The organism is Streptomyces monomycini, assembly GCF_022271435.1.
GTDB classification, from domain to species: domain Bacteria; phylum Actinomycetota; class Actinomycetes; order Streptomycetales; family Streptomycetaceae; genus Streptomyces; species Streptomyces monomycini.
Genome location: NZ_JAFIQY010000003.1, coordinates 320,552 through 339,346, shown reverse-complemented (window position 1 = coordinate 339,346; position 18,795 = coordinate 320,552). Strand labels below are relative to the sequence as shown.

The following is an 18,795-nucleotide window of genomic DNA, read 5'->3' as shown; positions in this document are numbered from 1 at the left end:
CCGCCTCCGCGTCGGCCCCTGCCCCGGCCCCCGCTCCGGCCTCCACCCCGGCTCCTCCCCCCTCCTCCGCGCCGCCCGGCGGCGGAGCCGGTCTGCCCGCCCTGCGCGGCCACAACACCGCTCTGGTCCTGGGCCTGCTGCGGTCGGCGGGACCGGCGGGCGTCAGCAGGCTGGAGCTGGCCGCGCACACCGGTCTGACCCCGCAGGCCGTCAGCAAGATCACCGCCCGGCTGCGGGCCGACGGTCTGGCGGCCGAGGCGGGCCGGCGCGCCTCCACCGGCGGCAAGCCGCGTACGGTGCTGTGCCTGGTGCCCGAGGCCCGGTACGCGATCGGCCTGCACCTGGACCGCGACGAGCTGACCGCCGTCCTCACCGACCTCGCGGGCCGCGCCGTCGCGGAGCGCACCGCCCCGCTCGACTTCGGCGCGGGCGCGCCCGCCGTGCTCGACACGGTCGCCGCACAGCTCGCGGCGCTGCCGGACGAGGCCCGCTCGTCCCGCGTACTCGGCGTCGGCGCCGCCTGCCCGGGACCGCTGGACCACACGGCCGGAGTACTGCGCCGGGTCACCGGCTTCCCGGACTGGGACGGCTTCCCGCTGCGCGCCGCCCTCGCCGAACGGCTCGGCCTCCCCGTCGTCCTCGACAAGGACACCAACGCCGCCGCGCTCGGTCTCGCCCAGTGCGAACCGGACGGCCGGGGCTCGTTCGGCTACCTCCACCTCGGTACGGGCCTGGGCGCCGGCCTGGTGCTCGGCGGCGCGCTGTACCGGGGGGCCAGGACCGGCGCGGGGGAGTTCGGCCACCAGGTGCTGCAACTGGACGGGCCGCGCTGCGGCTGCGGCAAGCGCGGCTGCGTCGAGGCCCTGTGCCTCGACAGGGCGGCGCGCGGCGAGCCCGCCGAGGCGGCGCGCATCCTGGGCACCGCCGCGGCCAACCTCGTGGAACTCCTCGACATCGACCGGGTCCTGCTCGGTGGCCGTACGGTACTGGCGCGTCCCGATACGTACGTACGCGGCGTGGCCGACGCCCTCGCCGAACAGGCCCGGGTGCGCGGCGACGGCCGTACGTCCGCGGTCCCCGTCGCGCTGGCCGCGGGCGGCGCGCGGGCGGTCGCGGACGGCGCGGCGCACCTCGTCCTGGCCCCGCTCTTCGGCGCGCCGGGCACACCGTTCGGTGCCGCGACGGCCGCCGGACTGCGCTGAACGCGCGGCATTCGGGCGATCGGGGAGCCGTACCGGGGCGTCGGTGCCCCGGCGGCGGGCCCGCATGGCAGGGTCCGGAACCGACCGGTCATACGAGCGGCCTGGTGTGGTCCCCGTCGCCTGAGCTGATCGAGCAGGAGCGTCCGTCATGCCCGTGCGTCCGCCCCGCGCACTGCCGCGCGCCACTCTTCCCCCGCCCGCGCTGCGCATCACCCTCCCGACGGCCTTGCTGCGCGCCCCCCTTTCGACGGTCCTGCTGTCCGCCGTCCTCCTGACCGCGCCCCTCCCGGCCGTCAGCCCACCGGCCCACGCCACGCCACCGGCCCACGCCGTGACGGTCGCCGTCCCCGCGGCCGCCCCCGCCCCCGCACCACGGACCGGCCCCCCGGCCCTCGCCCCTGTCTCCGCCCCCGCCTCCGTTCCCGTCCCCGCGCCCGGCCCCTCACCCCACCTCGCCGACACCGGCTCCCCAGGAGTGACCCGCATCGGAGCCGCCGCCCTGGTGTTCCTCTCCGCCGGTGTGCTCCTCGTGGCGGCGGCCCGCCGCCTCCGCCGCCGCTGAACCCGTCGGTCCCCCCTCCGGGAAGGGTGCGAGGATCGGCCGGTGGACTACCCGAACGGCCAGGAACCTGGCGCGCCGATCCGCTCCGGCATCCCCGAGCACGGACGCATCCCCAAGTACTACGCGGCGAAGGTCCGGATCGAAGCGCTCCTCGCCGAGCTGGGCGAGGGCGAGGCGCTGCCCACCGAACGCGACCTGGCCCTGCGCTTCGAGGTCTCCCGGGAGACCCTGCGCCTGGCGCTGCGCGAACTCCACCTGGAGGGACGGCTGCGGCGCCTCGGCCGCGGCACGGTCGTGGCGGGCCCCAAACTGGAGCAGCCGCTGTCCCTGGCGAGCTACACCGAGGGCGTACGGAAACAGGGCCGGCGTCCGGGCCGTCACCTGGTCGGCCTGGACCGTTTCCCCGCTCCGACGAAACTGGCCGGGGAACTGAGCCTGCAAGTGGGCGACCCCGTATGGCATTTGGAACGCGTACTGCTCGCGGACGAGGAACGGGTGGGGCTGGAGAGCACGTACGTCTCCGTGGCACGCGTACCGCGCCTGGACACGGAGTTCGCACCCGACTCCTCCTTCTACGCCTATCTCCACGAGCACCTGGGTATCGGCTTCGGCACCGCGGACGAACGCCTGGAAACCGTACTGGCCACCCCACGCGAGGCTCTGCTGATCGGCACACCGGGCGCCCTCCCGATGCTCCTGATCCACCGCCTCTCCCGAGACACCCGGGGCGTACCGCTGGAGCGGGTGCGGTCCCTGTACCGGGGCGACCGGTTCTCGTTCACGACCCACTTGGGCGGCTGACCGCGGCCGGATTCCTGTCCGGCCCTCTCGTCCGCCTCAGCCGCGGAAGATGCTCATTCCCGTTCCCGGTGCTGTCCCTTCCGGGGCCGGGTTGCTTTCGGGCCCGGCGGTAGGGACTTCCGGGGTGATCGGGAACTCGGCTTCGCGGCGCAACAGCATCACCTGGTCGCGCTCCCAGACCCGGCGGTATCCGTGCTTCAGCAGAAAACCGGAGTACTGCTGCTCCTGGGAAACGGACGTGAAGGGAAACGAAACGACACCGAACTGAAGCAGTACGTAATCCGCGCCTCGCGGCACGGTGTCCGCCAGCGCCACGGGGCCACGGGCGGTCAAGTGCGGCGCGATGATGTTGTCCACCTCCGCGGAAACCCCGTCAGGGATCATTCCGGCGGCTTCGCGCAAGGCGCGAGTGCGGGGGTCGGGTGTCCAGTAGCCGGGGTGGGGAAGCGCGAACAGACCGAAGGGGACAGCGATGACCAGGGTCATAAGGCCGGCGACCGGTCCCCACCACCTCAGGGCCCCACGCGCTCCGCGGCTTCTGCGACTTCCGCGTTCTGTGTCACCGCTCGCGCGGCTCCGACGGTAGAGCCGCCCCGACACTTCCACGCCGGCCGTGAGCAGGATCGGCCAGAGGAAGGCGTCGTAGTGGTACATCACGGTCCAGTGGTTCGACGTCTCGGACAGGACGCGCTCAGCCACCAGAGGCAGCGCGCACCACACCGTCGCCGAGCCCAGCGGCAGGAACAGCAAGGTGCCGAACAGCCACATGATCAGCGTGATCTTCACCGGCGGGGCGGTGGCCACTCCGAACAGAACCCAGGGTTCCGTCACGGCCCTCAGCAGGGCGGCGCCGAAATCGGGGCCCAGTTGGTGGTAACTCCAGTAGAACCCCGGCGTTCCTCCCATCATCGGAAGCAGCCACTTGATGGTCACGATGGTGGCCGCGGGGCCCAGGACGAACAGGGTCGCCCCTGTCGCGACGCCTGCCCGGCTCTTCACGCCGCCGCGTCGGCTGCGGTAGGCCAGTACCGCGCCGTGGACACCGACGACCAGGCCCAGGTCTTCTTTGGTGCAGCACAGCAATCCGGCGTACACCAGAACAGCTCCGTAGCGCCGGCGCATTCCTCGCTCCAGCAGAAGCAGCAGCAGGGGAACGGCGAATGCGACCTCGTGGAAACCGCGGCGGGACGCCGTCATCAAAGGCCACCCCAGCGCGTACGCCGCACCGGCGACATTCGCGGCCCGGGCGACGACGGGTGTCGGTGCGCTCTGGAAACAGTTCTCCGCGATACGTCGGACCACGGGGACTCCGGCGGCGAAGAGGGCTGCTTCGGCGATCAGAAGTACACGCGGGTCGTCCCAGATCCAGTAGAGGGGAGCGAGGAGGGCCAGCACGGGGGAGAAGTGGTCTCCCAGTACGGAGAAGTCCGCCGGGAAACCGTGGTGCGTGCTCTTCAGTTCCGATCTGGGTAATCGGAATCCGGAGTAGTTCCGGATGGCTTGATCGAAGATCCCGAGATCGAATCCGCCCAGCTTCCCCGCACTCCACTGCTGGAGGCCCAGAACCAAGGAGATGGAGAAGCAGAGGGCGACCCACAGGCGGGTGCGGTGGACCGAGAGGAAACCCGCGACTCTTTCGGCGCATCTGCCGAATGGCGTGCGTGAAGGTGGCGGGGGAGCTGCGGGCCCGGTGCGGCGGCCATATTCTGGTTCTTTCGTGTGATGAATTGTCGGCACGCCTGTTTTCCTCGGATCGGCAAGTAATGCCTCCCACAATTCTTCTCTCGTGGGCTCGCTCGCGGAAGGAAACACGCCGTGCAGAGCGGGCTCGGCGCACCGGTAAGTCACGATAAGGTAACGGGTCTAGGCCAAGCTTGAGTCCCCGTTCACCCCGGCGCCGTCTCCCGGCCCGCCCCGGGTCACCCGCCCCCGGGAGCGTTCCCGGCATGCGAGTCATAGTTGTCGGAGCCGGGGTGCTGGGGACCATGCATGCCTGGGAAGCGGTCGGGCGCGGTCATGAGGTCGTGCACATCGAGCGGGAGGCCGAGGCGCGTGGGGCCTCGGTGCGGAATTTCGGGCTGGTCTGGGTCGGCGGGCGGGCCGGTGGGGCGGAGCTGGAGACGGCGCTGCGGGCGCGGGAGTTGTGGGAGGGGGTCGGGGCGCGGGTGCCCGGGCTCGGGTTCCGGGCGAACGGTTCGCTGACCGTCGTACGGGACGAGGCGGAGCGGGCCGTCGCGGAGGCTGCCATGCGCCGCACGGATGCCGCGGCCCGGGGGTTCAAGCTGCTCGATGCCGAGGAGGCCAGGGCCGTGAACCCTGCCCTGCGGGGCGAGTTCGCCGGTGCGTTGTGGTGTGAGCGCGATGCCGCCGTGGAACCGCGTACCGCCCAGCGCGCGCTGCGCGAGGCGCTGACGGCGTCCGGGCGTTACACCTACATGGGCGGCCGCGAGGTGCGCGACGTCGTCGGTGAACGGGCCGTACGCGATGACCACGGTGACCTGCACGAGGGGGATGCGGTCGTGCTCTGTCCCGGTGCCTGGCTCGGTGGCCTGGTGCGCGAGTTGGCGCCCGGCCTGCCGGTGCGCCGCGTGCGGCTTCAGATGATGCAGACGGCCCCGCTCGGCGAGGATCTGACCACTTCGGTGGCGGATGCGGACAGTTTTCGCTACTACCCGGCTTATGACGGGCCCGAATTGGACGAGTGGTCGGCGGTGCGGCCGCAGGCTGCCGTAGCGGCCGAGCATCGGATGCAGCTGCTGATGGTGCAGCGCGCGGACGGCGGACTGACCATCGGCGACACACACGAGTACGACACGCCGTTCGGCTTCGACGTCGTCGAGGACCCTTACGAGCACCTGACCGCAGTGGTCGAGGGGCTGCTCGGGCGCCCGCTGCCCACCGTGCGCCGCCGTTGGGCAGGGGTGTACGCGCAGTGCACGGACACCTCGCGCGTCGTGCACCGGCAGCGGGTGCGCGACGGCGTCTGGCTGGTCACCGGGCCCGGTGGGCGGGGGATGACCTGTTCTCCGGCGCTGGCCGAAGAGACCGCGAACGAGATCGGGTGGTGAAGGTGATGACGGTCGACAATACGGAGCGGGAACGGATCTCGCTGGTCGTGCTCGACATGGCGGGGACGACGGTGGCCGACGGCGGGCTGGTCGAGCAGGCGTTCAGCGCGGCGGCCGGGCGGCTCGGTGTCGTACCGGGCAGCGCCGAGCACGAGAAGCACCTGGCCTACGTGCGCGCCACCATGGGCGAGTCGAAGATCTCCGTCTTCCGGCACCTGTTCGGCGACGAGGAGCGGGCGCGGCGCGCCAACAGCACCTTCGAGGAGGCGTACGGGGAACTGGTCGACGGCGGGCGGATCGCGCCCGTGCCCGGCGCCCGGGAGGCCGTCGAGGCCCTTCAGGAAGCGGGCCGCACGGTCGTGCTGACCACCGGTTTCGCGCGGGTCACCCAGGACGCCGTCCTGGACGCGCTGGGCTGGCGGGACCTGGTGACGCTGACCCTGTGCCCCGCCGACGCGGGCGGGCGCGGGCGGCCGTACCCGGACATGGTGCTGGCCGCGCTGCTGCGGACCGGCGCCGCCGACTCCGTGCGGCAGATCGCGGTCGCCGGTGACACCTCGTACGACATGCGCTCCGGCCGCCGGGCGGGTGCCTCGGTCGTGGCCGGGGTCCTGACCGGCGCCCATGACGAAGCGGCACTCCGGGGCGCGGGCGCCACGCACGTCCTCGGCTCGGTGGCCGAACTGCCCGCACTGCTCGACGGTGGGGAAGAGCCGCACGAGGGCCGGCGGCCGGAGCGTCCTGTATGAGTGCCGCCACCGGTACCCGCGACGGCGCCCCCACGGCCCCCACGACCCCCGCCGACCCCGGAGCCCCCTCCCCCTCCGGCATCCGCTTCGACCACGTCTCCGTCGCGTACGGCGGGAACGTCGTCCTGGACGACTTCGACCTGACCGTCGGGCCGGGCGAGGTGATGGCCCTGCTCGGCCCGTCCGGCTCCGGCAAGACCACCGCGCTGCGGGCGGTCGCCGGCTTCGTCCGGCCGTGTGCCGGGCGGGTGCTGATCGGCGGCCGCGACGTGACCGGGCTGCCGCCCCACCGGCGCGGCATCGGCATGGTCGTCCAGCAGTACGCCCTCTTCCCGCACCTGCGCGTCGAGGACAACGTCGCCTTCGGCCTCAAGGCCCGGCGCGGGCGCACCGGTTCGCGCGCCGAGACCGCCGCGCGCGTGGCCGAGGCGCTGGAGATGTCCGGCATGGCCGCGTACGCGCGGCGCTATCCGCGTGAGCTGTCCGGCGGGCAACAGCAGCGCGTCGCCATCGCGCGGGCGCTGGCCATCCGGCCCGGGGTGCTGCTCCTGGACGAGCCGCTGTCCGCCCTCGACGCCCGGCTGCGCTCCGGAATGCTCGCCGAACTGGCGCGGCTGCACCGCGAACTGCCGGACGTGTCGATCCTGTACGTCACCCACGACCAGGTGGAGGCGCTGACGCTGGCGGACCGGATCGCCGTCATGGACCGGGCGCGGCTGCGTGACTGCGGCACCCCGCAGGACCTCTACCGGCGCCCGCGCACCGGGTTCACCGCCTCCTTCGTCGGCAACGCCAACCTGCTGCCGGTGACGGCCGGTCCGCACGGCACGGCGGACTTCGCGGGGACGCGGCTGGCCGTCACATCCGCCGACGGCGCGGCACCCGGCGCGTCCGCCACGCTCTGCGTGCGCCCGCACCTCGTCGGACTCGGCGAGGGGCCCAACGCGCTGCACGGCCGGGTCACCGAGGTGCAGTGGCGCGGCGCGACCCACCGGGTGTACGCGGACGTGTCCGGGCACCGCGTCATGGCGGACGTACGGGAGCTGCGCGCGACCCCGGAGCCCGGCGCCGAGGTCGTCCTGCACTTCGCCGCCGAGGACGCGGTGCTGCTGCCGGCCGGGGCGGGGAGCGCCGCCGATGAGTAGGCCGGAAAGCCTCGCGCTGCCACGGGACGCGGAATCGGGTGCGGGAACGAGCGCGGAATCGGGTGCGGGAAGCCGGGGCGCGGTCGGCCGAGCCGCCGCGCGTACCTCCCCCGTCCTCTGGTCCCTGCCCCCGCTCGCCGCGCTCGCCCTCGTCTTCCTCTGTCCGCTCGCCCTGGTCGTGCGGCAGTCCTTCCTCGGCGAGGAGGGCGGCCCGCCGTCCACCGCCCCGTACGCGAAGGTCTTCGCCGAGGCGTCGTTCCGCGACGCGCTGGGCACCACCGTGCTGATCGCCGTCGGCGCCACCGCCGGCTGCCTGCTGCTCGGCTTCGCCCTCGCGCTGGTGATCGCGTTCGTACCGTTCCCCGGCAGCCGGGCACTGAGCCGTTTCATCGACGTCTTCCTCGCCTTCCCGTCCTTCCTGATCACTCTCGCCCTGCTCTTCCTGTACGGCACGGCCGGGCTCGCCAACGGACTGTGGACGGACGCCACCGGCGCCGCGGACGGCCCCTTCGCCTTCCTGCACACCCCGTGGGGCGTGCTCCTCGCCGAGATCACGTACTTCACGCCCTTCGTGATGCGCCCGCTTCTCGCGGCGTTCTCCCAGGTGGAGACCGGGCAGTTGGAGGCCGCGGCGTCGCTCGGCGCCCGGCCGGTCCGGATCGTACGGAAGGTGATCTGGCCCGAGGCGCTGCCCTCGCTGGCGGCGGGCGGGGCGCTCGTCCTCGTGCTGACGCTCAACGAGTTCGGGATCGTGCTGTTCACCGGGGCCAAGGACGTGGTGACCCTGCCCGTGCTCGTCTACACCAAGGCCATTCTCGACGGCGACTACACGGGCGCGTGCGTCGTCGCCGTCGTCAACATCGTGCTGTCCGTCGCCCTTTACGCCCTGTACCGGACTGTGGCCGCGCGGGCGGGCGGGGCACGGACACCGACAGCGGGAGGTGCCGGCCGCCGTGCTCGTGCATAGCAAAGGGGCCCGACGGGCCGTCTGGGCCGTGTTCTTCGTCCTCTTCCTGCCGCTCTTCGCGCTGCCGCTGCTGGTGGTCGTCGCGGCGTCCTTCGCGAGCACCTGGAGCGGGGCGCTGCCGTCCGGCCCGACGACGGCGCACTACCAGGACATCGCGCGCGGCGACTCGCTGGAGGCGCTGGTCACCAGCCTGGTCACGGCCGTCGCCGCGAGCCTGCTGGCGCTCACGGCCGGGACCTGGGCCGCGCTGGCCGCCCAGCGCCTGCGGCCGCGCGCCCGCCGCGTCCTCGACGGCCTGTTCGTGCTGCCGGTCGCGGTGCCGTCGGTCGTCGTGGGCCTGTCGCTGCTGGTCGCCTTCTCGCAGCCGCCGCTGCTCCTGAACGGCACCCCGCAGATCGTGGTCGTCGCGCACACGGTCCTGGTCACCGCCTTCGCGTACCAGTCCGTGACGGCCGCGCTGGCCCGCCTGGACCCGGCGTACGAGCAGAGCGCCGCCAGCCTCGGCGCGCGCCCGGCCTACGTCCTGTGGCGCGTCAAACTGCCGCTGCTGCTGCCGTCCCTGACCGCCGCCGCGGGCCTGTGCTTCGCCCTGTCCATGGGCGAGCTGAGCGCCACGATGATGATCTACCCGCCGGACTGGACGCCGCTGCCGGTGCGCATCTTCGCCACCACCGACCGGGGCGCCCTGTTCGCCGGTGCCGCGCTCGCGGTGGCGCTGATGGCCGCCACCCTGCTCGTCCTGCTGGCCGTCTCCCGTATCCGCACCAAGGCCTCGTACCGCTGACGGGCCCGGCCCGACCACCTCGGGTTTCGGCCCGGCCACCTGCCACTTCAAGGAGCCACGACACGTCATGCGCAGCCCCCTCAAGCCGACCGCCGCCGCCGTCTGCGGCACCCTGGTCCTCGGCGCCGCCCTGACCGGCTGCGGCGGCGTGTCCCGCGCCGACGCCCGGGAGATCACCGTCTACAGCGCCGACGGGCTGCGCGGTGAGCGGGGCGACGGATTCTACGACCGGGTCTTCAAGGACTACGAGAAGAAGACCGGCATCAAGGTCAACCTGGTCGAGAGCGGCTCCGGCGCCGCCGTGCAGCGGCTGGTCCGGGAGAAGGCCAACACCAAGGCGGACATCGTCGTGACGCTGCCGCCGTTCATCCAGCAGGCCGGCGGCAAGGGGCTGCTGGAGCCGTACCGGCCCAAGGGCTCCGAGCAGGTCGCCGCCGCGAACAAGGACCCGGACGGCAGGTGGACCGCCGTCGTCAACAACTACTTCTGCTTCATCTACAACAAGCGGCAGCTCCAGCAGCCGCCCCGTACCTGGCAGGACCTGACGGACGCGCGCTTCAAGAACAAGCTCCAGTACTCCACGCCGGGCGTCGCCGGGGACGGTACGGCGGTCGTCGTCCAGGCCCTGCACGACTTCGGCGGCCAGGGCCCCGCCATGGAGTTCCTCAAGAGACTCCAGGCCAACAACGTAGGCCCGTCCTCCTCCACCGGGCAGCTCGCCCCCAAGACCGACAAGGGCGAACTCCTCGTCGCCAACGGTGACGTGCAGATGAACTACGCCAACATGAGGTCCATGCCGAACCAGGGCATTTTCTTCCCCGCCGCCGAGCCTGGTGCCCGCCCGTCCACCTTCGCGCTCCCGTACGCGGCCGGGCTGGTCAAGAACGCCCCGCACGCGGCGCGGGCGAAGAAGTTCCTGGACCACCTGCTCTCGCCCGAGGTGCAGCAGCAGGTCTCCGCGGTCGGCGGCGGCTTCGCGGCCCGTACGGACATCCGGCCCACCGACCGCAACGCCACCGAACTCGCCAGAATCATGGACGGTGTCGACATCTTCCGCCCGGACTGGAATGACATCGACAAGAACCTGTCCACCTACCTCGACGCCTGGAAGACGGCCACGGGCAGCTGACCACCGCCCCGGCCCCGGGCGCGGCCCGTCAGCGGTCCGGCCTGCGATCTCGGCGGGGTCGAGATCGCTGCGGCTGACTTAGGCTGGGGGCGTCGGCCATACGTACGAGACGCAGCTCACCCACCGGGGTGCGCGGTGCGTACGGGACCCGCGACGGCGCGGGCACGGCCGGCGCCCCTGGCAGACACGCACGGCGGGAGACCGGCAGTGGCAGAGCGCAAGCCGATCGAGTCATGGCTGACCGACATGGACGGGGTCCTGATGCACGAGGGCATCCCGGTGCCCGGTGCGGACGCCTTCATCAAGCGGCTGCGCGAATCGGGCAAGCCCTTCCTCGTCCTGACCAACAACTCCATCTACACCCCGCGCGACCTGCACGCCCGGCTGAACCGGATCGGCCTGGACGTGCCCTGGGAGTCCATCTGGACCTCCGCGCTGGCCACCGCCCAGTTCCTGGACGAGCAGCGGCCGTCCGGTACCGCGTACGTCATCGGCGAGGCGGGCCTGACCACCGCGCTGCACGACATCGGGTACGTCCTCACCGACCACGAGCCGGACTACGTGGTGCTCGGCGAGACCCGTACGTACAGCTTCGAGGCGCTCACCAAGGCCATCCGGCTGATCAACAACGGCGCCCGGTTCATCGCCACCAACCCGGACGAGACCGGCCCCTCGGCGGACGGCGCGCTGCCCGCCACCGGCTCGGTGGCCGCGCTGATCACCAAGGCGACGGGCGTCGAGCCGTACTTCGTCGGCAAGCCCAACCCGCTGATGATGCGGCACGGCCTGAACGTCATCGGCGCGCACAGCGAGACCTCCGCGATGATCGGCGACCGGATGGACACCGATGTGCTGGCCGGCCTGGAGGCGGGCATGGAGACGTTCCTGGTGCTGACCGGGCTGACCGGCAAGGGCGACATCGAACGCCACCCGTTCCGGCCGTCGCGGGTCGTCGACTCCATCGCCGACCTCGTCGAGCTGGTGTGACCGGGGCGCGACCGGGCGCCTGAGCCCGGCCGCGGCCTGCCCGTCCCCGGCTCTCGGCGCCTGAGCCCGCCCCGGCGTGTCCGCGTCCGGCCCTCGGCGCCTGAGCCCGGCCGCGCCACCCGTACGGCGCAGCCGCGGCCCCGCCCGGGATGCGGAACCGGGCCGCCGGGCGGACCTTCGGAAGTGTTCGGAGGTTCACCATGCGCACACCGGTATTGACTCTCTGTTCCGCCCTGGCGGTGACGGTGCTGTCTCCGGTGCCCGCGCTCGCGTCCGCGGCCCGGGCACCGGGCGCCGCGGCGGGCACCGTCGCGATCACGCCGTCCGCCCTCCCGCCGGGCACCGAGGCGGCCCTTCAGGTCAGCGGCTGCGCGGGCCGGACGGGCCGCGCCACCTCGGCCGCTTTCGTCGACGCCGTACCGCTGGCGGGGGTCGCCGCCGGACTGGTGGGCGACGCCCGGGTGCGCTCGACGGCCGACCCCGGCACGTACGCCGTCTCCGTCCACTGCGACGGCGAGGACGCGCGCGCCGCCGGCTCCTTCGAGGTCGTCCCGGCATCCGCGGACAACGGCGACGGCACGGGGCCGGAGACGTATCCGTATACGGGCACGCATACGGACACGAATACGGGCACGGATACGGGTACGGAAGCGGGCACCGGCGCAGATACAGACGCGGCCGAACCACCGGCGTCCCCCTCCGCCCCCGTACGGGCAGGAGGCGGCTGGACCGCGACACATCCGCAGCCGTACCCGCGCCCCCGATTCCGCCCCCACCCGGCCGCCGCGCACACCACCCTCGCCCGGACCGCCCCCGTACGGACCGCCGCGAGCCACGAGGGCGACGGTGCCTACGCGGTGGGCCTGGTCCTGGCCGGCGGCGCGGTCCTCGCGCTCACCGGACAGGCGCTGCGGATGCGACGCCGCCGCAAGGGACCGGGCGACGGCGATGCGGGCTGACGACCACCCGGTGGCGGACCGCCGCCCTCCGCACCCTCCCGGCCGCGGCCGGATGGCCGTCGGTGTGGCCTGGGCGGCGCTGCTGCTGGGACTGTGGCTGTGGGGCCGGGACCTGACGGACGACGGGGACCTGTCGAAGGCGCCGACCACCGGCGACGTCGCGGCCGTCGGCCGCCCGGTCGGACAGGAACTGCCCGCGGCCCACGCCCCCCTGTCCACCTCCCCGGGCGGCCGCCCCACCGAGGTCACGGTCGGCGCGCTGGGCGTACGGGCCGGTGTGACGGAGACCGACCTGGACGCCACCGGCGCCGTCGACACGCCGTCGTACCGCACGCCCGGGCTCGTCGGCTGGTACGCGAAGGGGCCGCAGCCGGGCACGGCGGGCGCGGCGGTGCTGGCGGGGCACGTGGACACGGCCGGTGGCCGCGCGGTCTTCCACCGCCTGGGCAGCCTCAAGCCGGGGCAGCCGGTGGACGTCCGCAGGGAGGACGGCAGCACCGCGCGGTTCACCGTCGAGGACGTCAAGATCTACGACCGCCGGAACTTCGCACCGCGCAAGGTCTACGGCGCGCACCTGCCGGGCCGCGCGGAACTGCGCCTGATCACCTGCGCCGGCACCTTCGACAGCGAGCGGGACGCCTACAGCGCCAACGTCGTCGTGCACGCGTACCTCTCGAAGGTCACGCCCGCGCCCACGGGGCGAGACGCCGCGTAGGGCCGGGCCGGGACCCCGGACCGACCGGTCCCGGTCGGCGGCTCGCTCCCCCTGAACCGCCGACCGGCCGGTCCTCGACCGCCGGGATTCAGGACTGCGGGAGTTGCCCTGCCGCCGGCGGGAGGTGCGGGGCGCCTGTACGCAGGCGCGTGCACGTGCCCGGCCAGGGGCTGGGGCCAGGTGACCAACAGGAAGTTCACACTGAAGTTCACTGTAGGACGACTGCGCTGCGCCGCCTAGGGGGAGTTGGCGTCCGGTACCGGACACGCGGCCGTTTCCGGCCCGGTGGTACGGGCGTAACAGGTTGTCCACAGCCCGACCTGTGGTTCAGGGGCCTGTGCCAGGATGGATTTCGACCGGTCTTGTCCCGTGCTCCGAGGGGGGAGTGGATGTACGGCAATGTTCGGGGATCCGGGGGCGGCCCCCCGGGTGAGCGCCGTGCCGCGCGCCGGCGCGGTGTGTCCGGCACGGTATCGGCGTTGGGGGCGCTGCTGCTGGTGTCGGGGTGTTTCTCGTCGTCCGGCGACGGTGACGGCGAGGGGGAAGGCAAGGCCGGGGCGAAACCCGGTCAGCAGCCCAAGGCCACGGTGCCCTACTGGGTCAACCCGGAGGGCAAGGCGGCGCAGCAGGCCGCCGCGTATGCCAAGGACGGCAAGCCCGACGACGCCCGGCAGATCGACAAGATAGCCCGCCGGCCCGTGGCCGAGTGGATAGGCGTCGAGGACCCGCAGGGCGAGGCCCGCGGCTTCACGGAAGCGGCGGCCAAGGCCGGCCGCGAGGCGCTGCTCGTCCTCTACAACATCCCGCACCGCGACTGCGGCAGCTATTCCAAGGGCGGCGCGGCGGACGGCAACGCCTACCGCGCGTGGCTGGACGGCGTGCTCAAGGGCATCGGGGACCGCCCCACGACGGTCGTCCTGGAGCCGGACGCCCTGCCGCACATCGAGGACCGGTGCACGCCCGAGCAGTTCCACGAGGAGCGCTACGCCCTGCTGACGGAGGCCGTCGGCAAGCTCAAGGCGCTGCCGCACACCAAGGTCTACCTGGACGCGGGCAACCCGCACTGGATCAAGGACCCGGGCCGCATGGTGGAGCCCCTGAAGCGGGCCGGCATCGACCAGGCCGACGGCTTCGCGCTCAACATCTCCAACTTCCAGACCACCGAGGAGAACCGCAAGTACGGCAAGCAGCTCTCCTCGATGGTCGGCGGCAAGCACTTCGTCATCGACACCAGCCGCAACGGCAACGGCCCCGCGCCCGGCGGCGACGACCCGGAGAACTGGTGCAACCCGCCCGGCCGCGCCCTCGGCACGGCACCGACGGTCCGCACCGGCGACCCGCTCGTGGACGCCTACCTGTGGATCAAGCGTCCCGGCGAGTCCGACGGCACGTGCAAGGGCGGTCCCAAGGCCGGTGACTGGTGGCCTGAGTACGCGCTGCAACTGGCCCGCAATACGAAGTAGCCGTCAGCGGACGGCGGTGCGGGGCGCCTCGGGATTCCGTGGCACCCCGCACCCCGCACCCCGCACGCCGTCACCGGATCAGTTCAGCCCCAGCCCCTTCAGCTCGGCCTTCGACGCCGTCGGCACCTTCACCCAGACCGCCTTCGACGGGGTCCCCTGGTCGTCCACGGCATTGAGCATGTACCAGCCGGGCGGCACCAGCGTCGGATCCTTCGGCAGGGTCACCGTGACACCGTCCTTGGCCGCCTTGAAATCCAGTGCGACCGACCGCTGTTCGATGTTGGTGACGTGGGTGAACGATCCCGGCCGGACCAGCCGCATCTTCTTGATCGAGGACGCGTGCTTGGTCCGGTACGTGGCCTGTCCGCCCAGCTTCACCGTCTTCGGCCCGGTGTCGGCCAGCTCCGGCCGCGAGTCCCGGTAGAGGTACGGCGGCGTCCAGATGTCGATCTGCTGCTGGAAGACGCCGGGCTTGGTGTTGTCCTTGTCGGCGAAGAGCGAGTCGGAGCCGAACGTCATCACCCGGCCGTCCGGCAGCAGCAGCGCCCCGGAGTGGTAGTTGCGCCCCACCAGCGGATCGGCCACCGCCCGCGAGGTGTTGGCCTTCGGGTCGTACAGCTCCGCGCTCAGGATGTTGCTGTCGCTGCGCCCCCGGTAGTCGCCGGAGCCGTTGGTGGTGAGCACCGTGTCGTCGGGCAGGATGACGCTGCTCGGGTAGCGCGCCTTCGCGTACAGCGGCGGGCCGTCCTTGAAGCGCGGCTTGTCGGCGTGCAGGTCCACCAGCCGGGTCTTGTCGGTGGCCTTCGGGTCCTCGCCGACCCCGCCGCCGCCCAGCACCATGTACCGCTGGTCCTGCGCGGGCGGCAGCAGGACGGACATGGAGGTTTCCAGGACGTCCGGGTCGCTCATCCCGGGGATGGTCTGGAACTTGTTGGTCTTCAGGTCCCAGATGCCGGGTGTGCGCCCGATGTTGTCGGGACCGTACCCGGCGTTGGACCCGGTGTAGAGCAGCCGGCCCTTGTCGGTGAGGAAGAGGGCGGGGTAGGTCGGGAAGAAGCGCTGCTTGGGCAGGTAGGTCCACTTCTTCGTCTTCGGGTCGTAGACCTCCTGCTTGCCGGGGACGACCTGGCCGATCTCGTCCAGCCCGGAGGTGGACAGCACCTTGCCGTCCTCCAGGCTGGTCAGGGTCGGGTACCAGCGGGCCTCGTTCATCGGGTCGACCGGGAGGTAGCGCTCGGCGACCGGGTCGAACTCGAACGAGTCCTTGATCCCCTGGAAGTCCTTCTTGTCGAAGGACAGTTTCTGCGCGATGCCGTAGAAGTTACGGGCGTCGGCGCCGGTCAGTCCGTGGATGCGGTAGTTGTCCTGGGCGCCGGTGGAGTGCTCGCGGCCCTCCTTGAGCGCCTCCACGTAGACGCGGGCCTCGCTGTGGGTGACGGTGACCTTGCCGGTCCGCGGGTCCGTCGTCTTCTTGGCGCGCGGGACCACGACCGGGTCCTTGGACGCGAAGGTCTTGCCGTTCTGCTTGCCGGTGAACAGCGTCCCGGCGGGGAACGTCTTCGGCGCGTCCGGGTTCTCGTTGTAGACGATCATGAGCCCGCCGGCCTTCTTCACGTCACCGCCGAGCTTCTCGTACCGCTGGGTGCCGCCGGCCACCAGCAGCTTGCCGTCCGGCAGCTGGGTGTGGCCCGCGCAGAAGAGGTCCTTCGGGGTGGGGATGTTCTTGAAGGTGTTCTTCACCGGGTCCCACAGGACCGTACGGAACGACTTGGCCGCGAAGTTCTTGGCGTTGTTCCCCGACCCGGCGACCAGCAGCACCTTGCCGGTGTGCAGCAGCGCGGCGTGAATCGTGTTGATCCTGTACTCGGGCGGTACGTCCACCACGTCCCAGTGGCCGTTCGCCGCCTTGTACTCGGGCTGGTTGATCTTGTACTCGTGGTACTTCTCCGAGACGAACCCGAACAGGGCCGGACCGTTCATCCCCGCCAGCGCGAGCACCACGGCCGCGCCGATCGCCACTCTGCGGGTGCGCCGGCTCGGACGGTATTTCATGTGTGACGTCCCCCAAGAGCGATCTGCGCGGTCTGGTCGGCGGCGGTGCGGTGGCCCGGCTCGGCGGAGGTCTCGCGTCCGGTGGGCGCCGCCCAGCTGGGCTGCCGCTGCGGATGCGGCACCTGCTGCGCCCCGCCGCCGTCCGCCGACGGGTCACCCCGCGACTTCCCGCGCCGGTCCTGCCGGATGCCCCAGCGCCAGGCGAAGACGGGCGCCGCCGTGATCAGCAGCGCCAGCGTGGCCCAGGTGATCATCGCCGGGTGGCTGTGTCCGAAGACGAACGAGGCGGCCAGCGAGCTGCCGAAGACCAGGATGAAGAACAGGTGCACCCGGAACGTGCCGAAGAGGGTGTCCGGGCTGGAGGAGTCGCCCTTCGGCGTCACCACGAACTTGCTCTTGCGGCGCAGCGCCGCGTCGAACAGCGAGCGGGCGTAGATCGGCGCGGAGAGCGCGGACATCACCATGCCGGCCACGCCGCCGGAGCCCTCCGGCTCGTGCGGCGAGACGTTGTGCCGGCGGTTCCACACGTACAGCCCGATCTGGAGCGCCGAGGCGTTGCCGTACAGCATCATCCACACCGCCGGGTCGATCTGGACGCCCGAGGCGCCCAGGCCCAGGAACAGCGCGCAACTGAGCGCCGCCAGGATCCAGTTCAGGGCGGACATCGGGTAGAAGATGACCATCATGGTGTAGTTGAAGAACTTGCCCGGCGGCAGCGTGAAGGGCGCCTTCCAGAACTGCTTGAGGATCGTCTCGTACGTACCGCGCGACCAGCGCAGTTGCTGGGTGAAGAAGTCCGTCCAGGCGGTGGGGCCTTCGCCGACCGCGAGCACGTCGGGCGTGTAGACCGAGCGCCACTTCCGGCCGGTGTCCGGGTTGCGGTGCCGGTGCATCTCGAAGCCGGTCGCCATGTCCTCGGTGATCGAGTCGTACAGGCCGCCGATCTGCTGGAGGGCCTTGATGCGTACGGCGTTGGAGGTGCCGACGAACATGGGCGCGCCGTAGCGGTTGCCGGCCCGCTGGATCAGCGCGTGGAAGAGGAACTGCTGCGACTCGGCGGCCTTGGTGACGAAGGTGTCGTAATTGCCGTACACCTGCGGGCCGATGACGAAGCCGACGTCCGGGTCGCGGAAGAAGCCGAGCATCCGCTCCAGGTAGTTGGGCAGTGGTACGTGGTCGGTGTCGACGGAGGCGAAGTAGTCGTAGGCGTCACCGTGCGCCTGGAGCCAGGCGTTGTAGTTGCCGTGCTTCGTCTTGGCGCGGTGCGGGCCCTTCTTCTGGTTCCACTGCGGGATGCCCTTGCGGGTGAAGTGGTGGACGCCCAGCCGCTCGCAGACCGCTTTGACGTCCGGGTCGTCGCCCTCGTCGAGGAGCCAGACGTGCAGCAGGCCGCGATGACGGATCTCGACGGCCGCCTCCAGCGTCCTGGTCACCATCTCCAGCGGCTCTTTGCCGGGTACGAAGGAGGTGAGGAAGGCGACGCGGGTGCCGTGTTCGGGAACGACCGGGATGGGGTCGCGGGCCACCAGGGTGGCGTGGGCGTTGGACAGCACGTTCATGCACCGGAAGAACTCGATCAGCCCGATCGAGACCAGCATGACGATGTCCAGCACCGGCAGGAAGTCGTGCGCGGGGTGGTCACGTTCGGTCCAGTGGGCCGGCTGCATCAGCCAGGCGAGCAGGCCGAGCGAGAGCAGGGGGGCGGCGCCGAGCAGTAACGCCGCGCGTATTCGGTGCGGTTCGTCCGCCAGCAGGCTGCGGTAGCGCACCTTGTAGGGCTGGTCGGGGCCGGGCTGGGTGAGCGGTCCGGCGAGGCGGCTGTAGTGCTCGTAGTCGTAGCGCGGCAGCGGCTTGCGCTGCGGTCTGCGTGGCCAGTGCTGGCGCGGCACGCGCAGGCGCGTCGTCGCGGACGGGTCGTACTGCTGCTCCTGCCGGGCGCCGGTAGGCGGCGACGTCATGAGTCCATCCCCCCGGCACGCATGCTGGCTGCGTGCCCGTCTTCTCAAGGCCCGCGTCTCCGGTCCCCCTCGACCGACCCGGGCGCAAGTGGTGTCGGCCGCCTACGGCTACGACGTAGGACGGCCGCCTTCCGGTTGCATGCTTGCCGCTCCGACTCGCGTCCCGTGCGGCGGAGTCCCCACTCCCACACTCATCGCAACCGGTGTGTCCCCCAACATGAGCGTGCACAGGCTCAGTTGGGCTCCAGTATCCC

General features: G+C 71.9%; 16 protein-coding genes. 13 read left to right on the top strand and 3 right to left on the bottom strand.

Going from position 1 to position 18,795, the window contains the following annotated elements:
* Positions 1-92 precede the first annotated feature (92 nt).
* The 3 genes from JXZ78_RS05985 (at position 93) to JXZ78_RS05975 (ending at position 2,565) form a co-directional block, all read left to right on the top strand.
* Positions 93-1,202, top strand: a complete 1,110-nt coding sequence (locus tag JXZ78_RS05985; RefSeq protein WP_238782710.1) for an ROK family transcriptional regulator — start codon at positions 93-95, stop codon at positions 1,200-1,202.
* 148 nt (positions 1,203-1,350) lie between these two features.
* On the top strand, positions 1,351-1,764 hold the full coding sequence (locus tag JXZ78_RS05980; protein WP_030021527.1) for a hypothetical protein: 414 nt from the start codon (positions 1,351-1,353) through the stop codon (positions 1,762-1,764).
* 42 nt (positions 1,765-1,806) lie between these two features.
* On the top strand, positions 1,807-2,565 hold the full coding sequence (locus JXZ78_RS05975; RefSeq protein WP_030021526.1) for a GntR family transcriptional regulator: 759 nt from the start codon (positions 1,807-1,809) through the stop codon (positions 2,563-2,565).
* 36 nt (positions 2,566-2,601) lie between these two features.
* Here JXZ78_RS05975 and JXZ78_RS05970 read toward each other — a convergent pair whose 3' ends face one another.
* Complete coding sequence (locus tag JXZ78_RS05970) at positions 2,602-4,413, bottom strand: DUF2079 domain-containing protein (RefSeq protein WP_157851635.1); 1,812 nt, start codon at positions 4,411-4,413, stop codon at positions 2,602-2,604.
* Between the two features lie 98 nt (positions 4,414-4,511).
* Between JXZ78_RS05970 and JXZ78_RS05965 the strand changes: the two genes are divergently transcribed.
* The 10 genes from JXZ78_RS05965 (at position 4,512) to JXZ78_RS05920 (ending at position 14,531) form a co-directional block, all read left to right on the top strand.
* Entirely contained in the window at positions 4,512-5,633 is a 1,122-nt protein-coding gene (locus JXZ78_RS05965; protein WP_030021524.1) for a TIGR03364 family FAD-dependent oxidoreductase, read from the top strand.
* A gap of 5 nt (positions 5,634-5,638) precedes the next feature.
* Complete coding sequence (locus JXZ78_RS05960; protein WP_030021523.1) at positions 5,639-6,382, top strand: phosphonatase-like hydrolase; 744 nt, start codon at positions 5,639-5,641, stop codon at positions 6,380-6,382.
* Positions 6,379-7,527, top strand: coding sequence for an ABC transporter ATP-binding protein (locus JXZ78_RS05955; protein ID WP_238782696.1), 1,149 nt, complete (start codon positions 6,379-6,381; stop codon positions 7,525-7,527). Before JXZ78_RS05960 ends, JXZ78_RS05955 begins: the two co-directional genes overlap by 4 nt.
* Positions 7,520-8,494: a 2-aminoethylphosphonate ABC transporter permease subunit gene (locus JXZ78_RS05950; RefSeq protein WP_030021521.1), complete on the top strand. Its 975-nt coding sequence runs from the start codon at positions 7,520-7,522 to the stop codon at positions 8,492-8,494. Before JXZ78_RS05955 ends, JXZ78_RS05950 begins: the two co-directional genes overlap by 8 nt.
* Positions 8,481-9,278 carry an ABC transporter permease gene (locus JXZ78_RS05945; protein ID WP_030021520.1) on the top strand — a complete coding sequence of 266 codons (798 nt, stop codon included), beginning with the start codon at positions 8,481-8,483 and terminating at the stop codon, positions 9,276-9,278. The genes JXZ78_RS05950 and JXZ78_RS05945 overlap by 14 nt, the downstream gene beginning before the upstream one ends.
* 67 nt (positions 9,279-9,345) lie before the next feature.
* Complete coding sequence (locus JXZ78_RS05940) at positions 9,346-10,407, top strand: 2-aminoethylphosphonate ABC transporter substrate-binding protein (RefSeq protein WP_030021519.1); 1,062 nt, start codon at positions 9,346-9,348, stop codon at positions 10,405-10,407.
* Between the two features lie 207 nt (positions 10,408-10,614).
* A complete protein-coding gene (locus JXZ78_RS05935) occupies positions 10,615-11,394 on the top strand; it encodes an HAD-IIA family hydrolase (protein ID WP_030021518.1) in 780 nt (259 codons plus the stop codon).
* A 200-nt stretch (positions 11,395-11,594) separates the two neighbouring features.
* Positions 11,595-12,353 carry a hypothetical protein gene (locus JXZ78_RS05930; protein ID WP_157851634.1) on the top strand — a complete coding sequence of 253 codons (759 nt, stop codon included), beginning with the start codon at positions 11,595-11,597 and terminating at the stop codon, positions 12,351-12,353.
* Positions 12,343-13,068 (top strand): class F sortase, encoded by a 726-nt coding sequence (locus JXZ78_RS05925; protein ID WP_050502658.1) that lies wholly within the window; start codon positions 12,343-12,345, stop codon positions 13,066-13,068. The genes JXZ78_RS05930 and JXZ78_RS05925 overlap by 11 nt, the downstream gene beginning before the upstream one ends.
* A 389-nt stretch (positions 13,069-13,457) precedes the next feature.
* Positions 13,458-14,531, top strand: coding sequence for a glycoside hydrolase family 6 protein (locus JXZ78_RS05920; RefSeq protein ID WP_030021515.1), 1,074 nt, complete (start codon positions 13,458-13,460; stop codon positions 14,529-14,531).
* Between the two features lie 78 nt (positions 14,532-14,609).
* On the opposite strand, the gene glxA is transcribed toward JXZ78_RS05920, so the two are convergent.
* Both glxA and JXZ78_RS05910 read right to left on the bottom strand, forming a co-directional pair.
* Positions 14,610-16,583: a radical copper oxidase GlxA gene (gene glxA / locus JXZ78_RS05915; RefSeq protein WP_030021514.1), complete on the bottom strand. Its 1,974-nt coding sequence runs from the start codon at positions 16,581-16,583 to the stop codon at positions 14,610-14,612.
* On the bottom strand, positions 16,580-18,541 hold the full coding sequence (locus tag JXZ78_RS05910; protein WP_030021513.1) for a glycosyltransferase family 2 protein: 1,962 nt from the start codon (positions 18,539-18,541) through the stop codon (positions 16,580-16,582). Before JXZ78_RS05910 ends, glxA begins: the two co-directional genes overlap by 4 nt.
* Between the last annotated feature and the right edge of the window lie 254 nt (positions 18,542-18,795).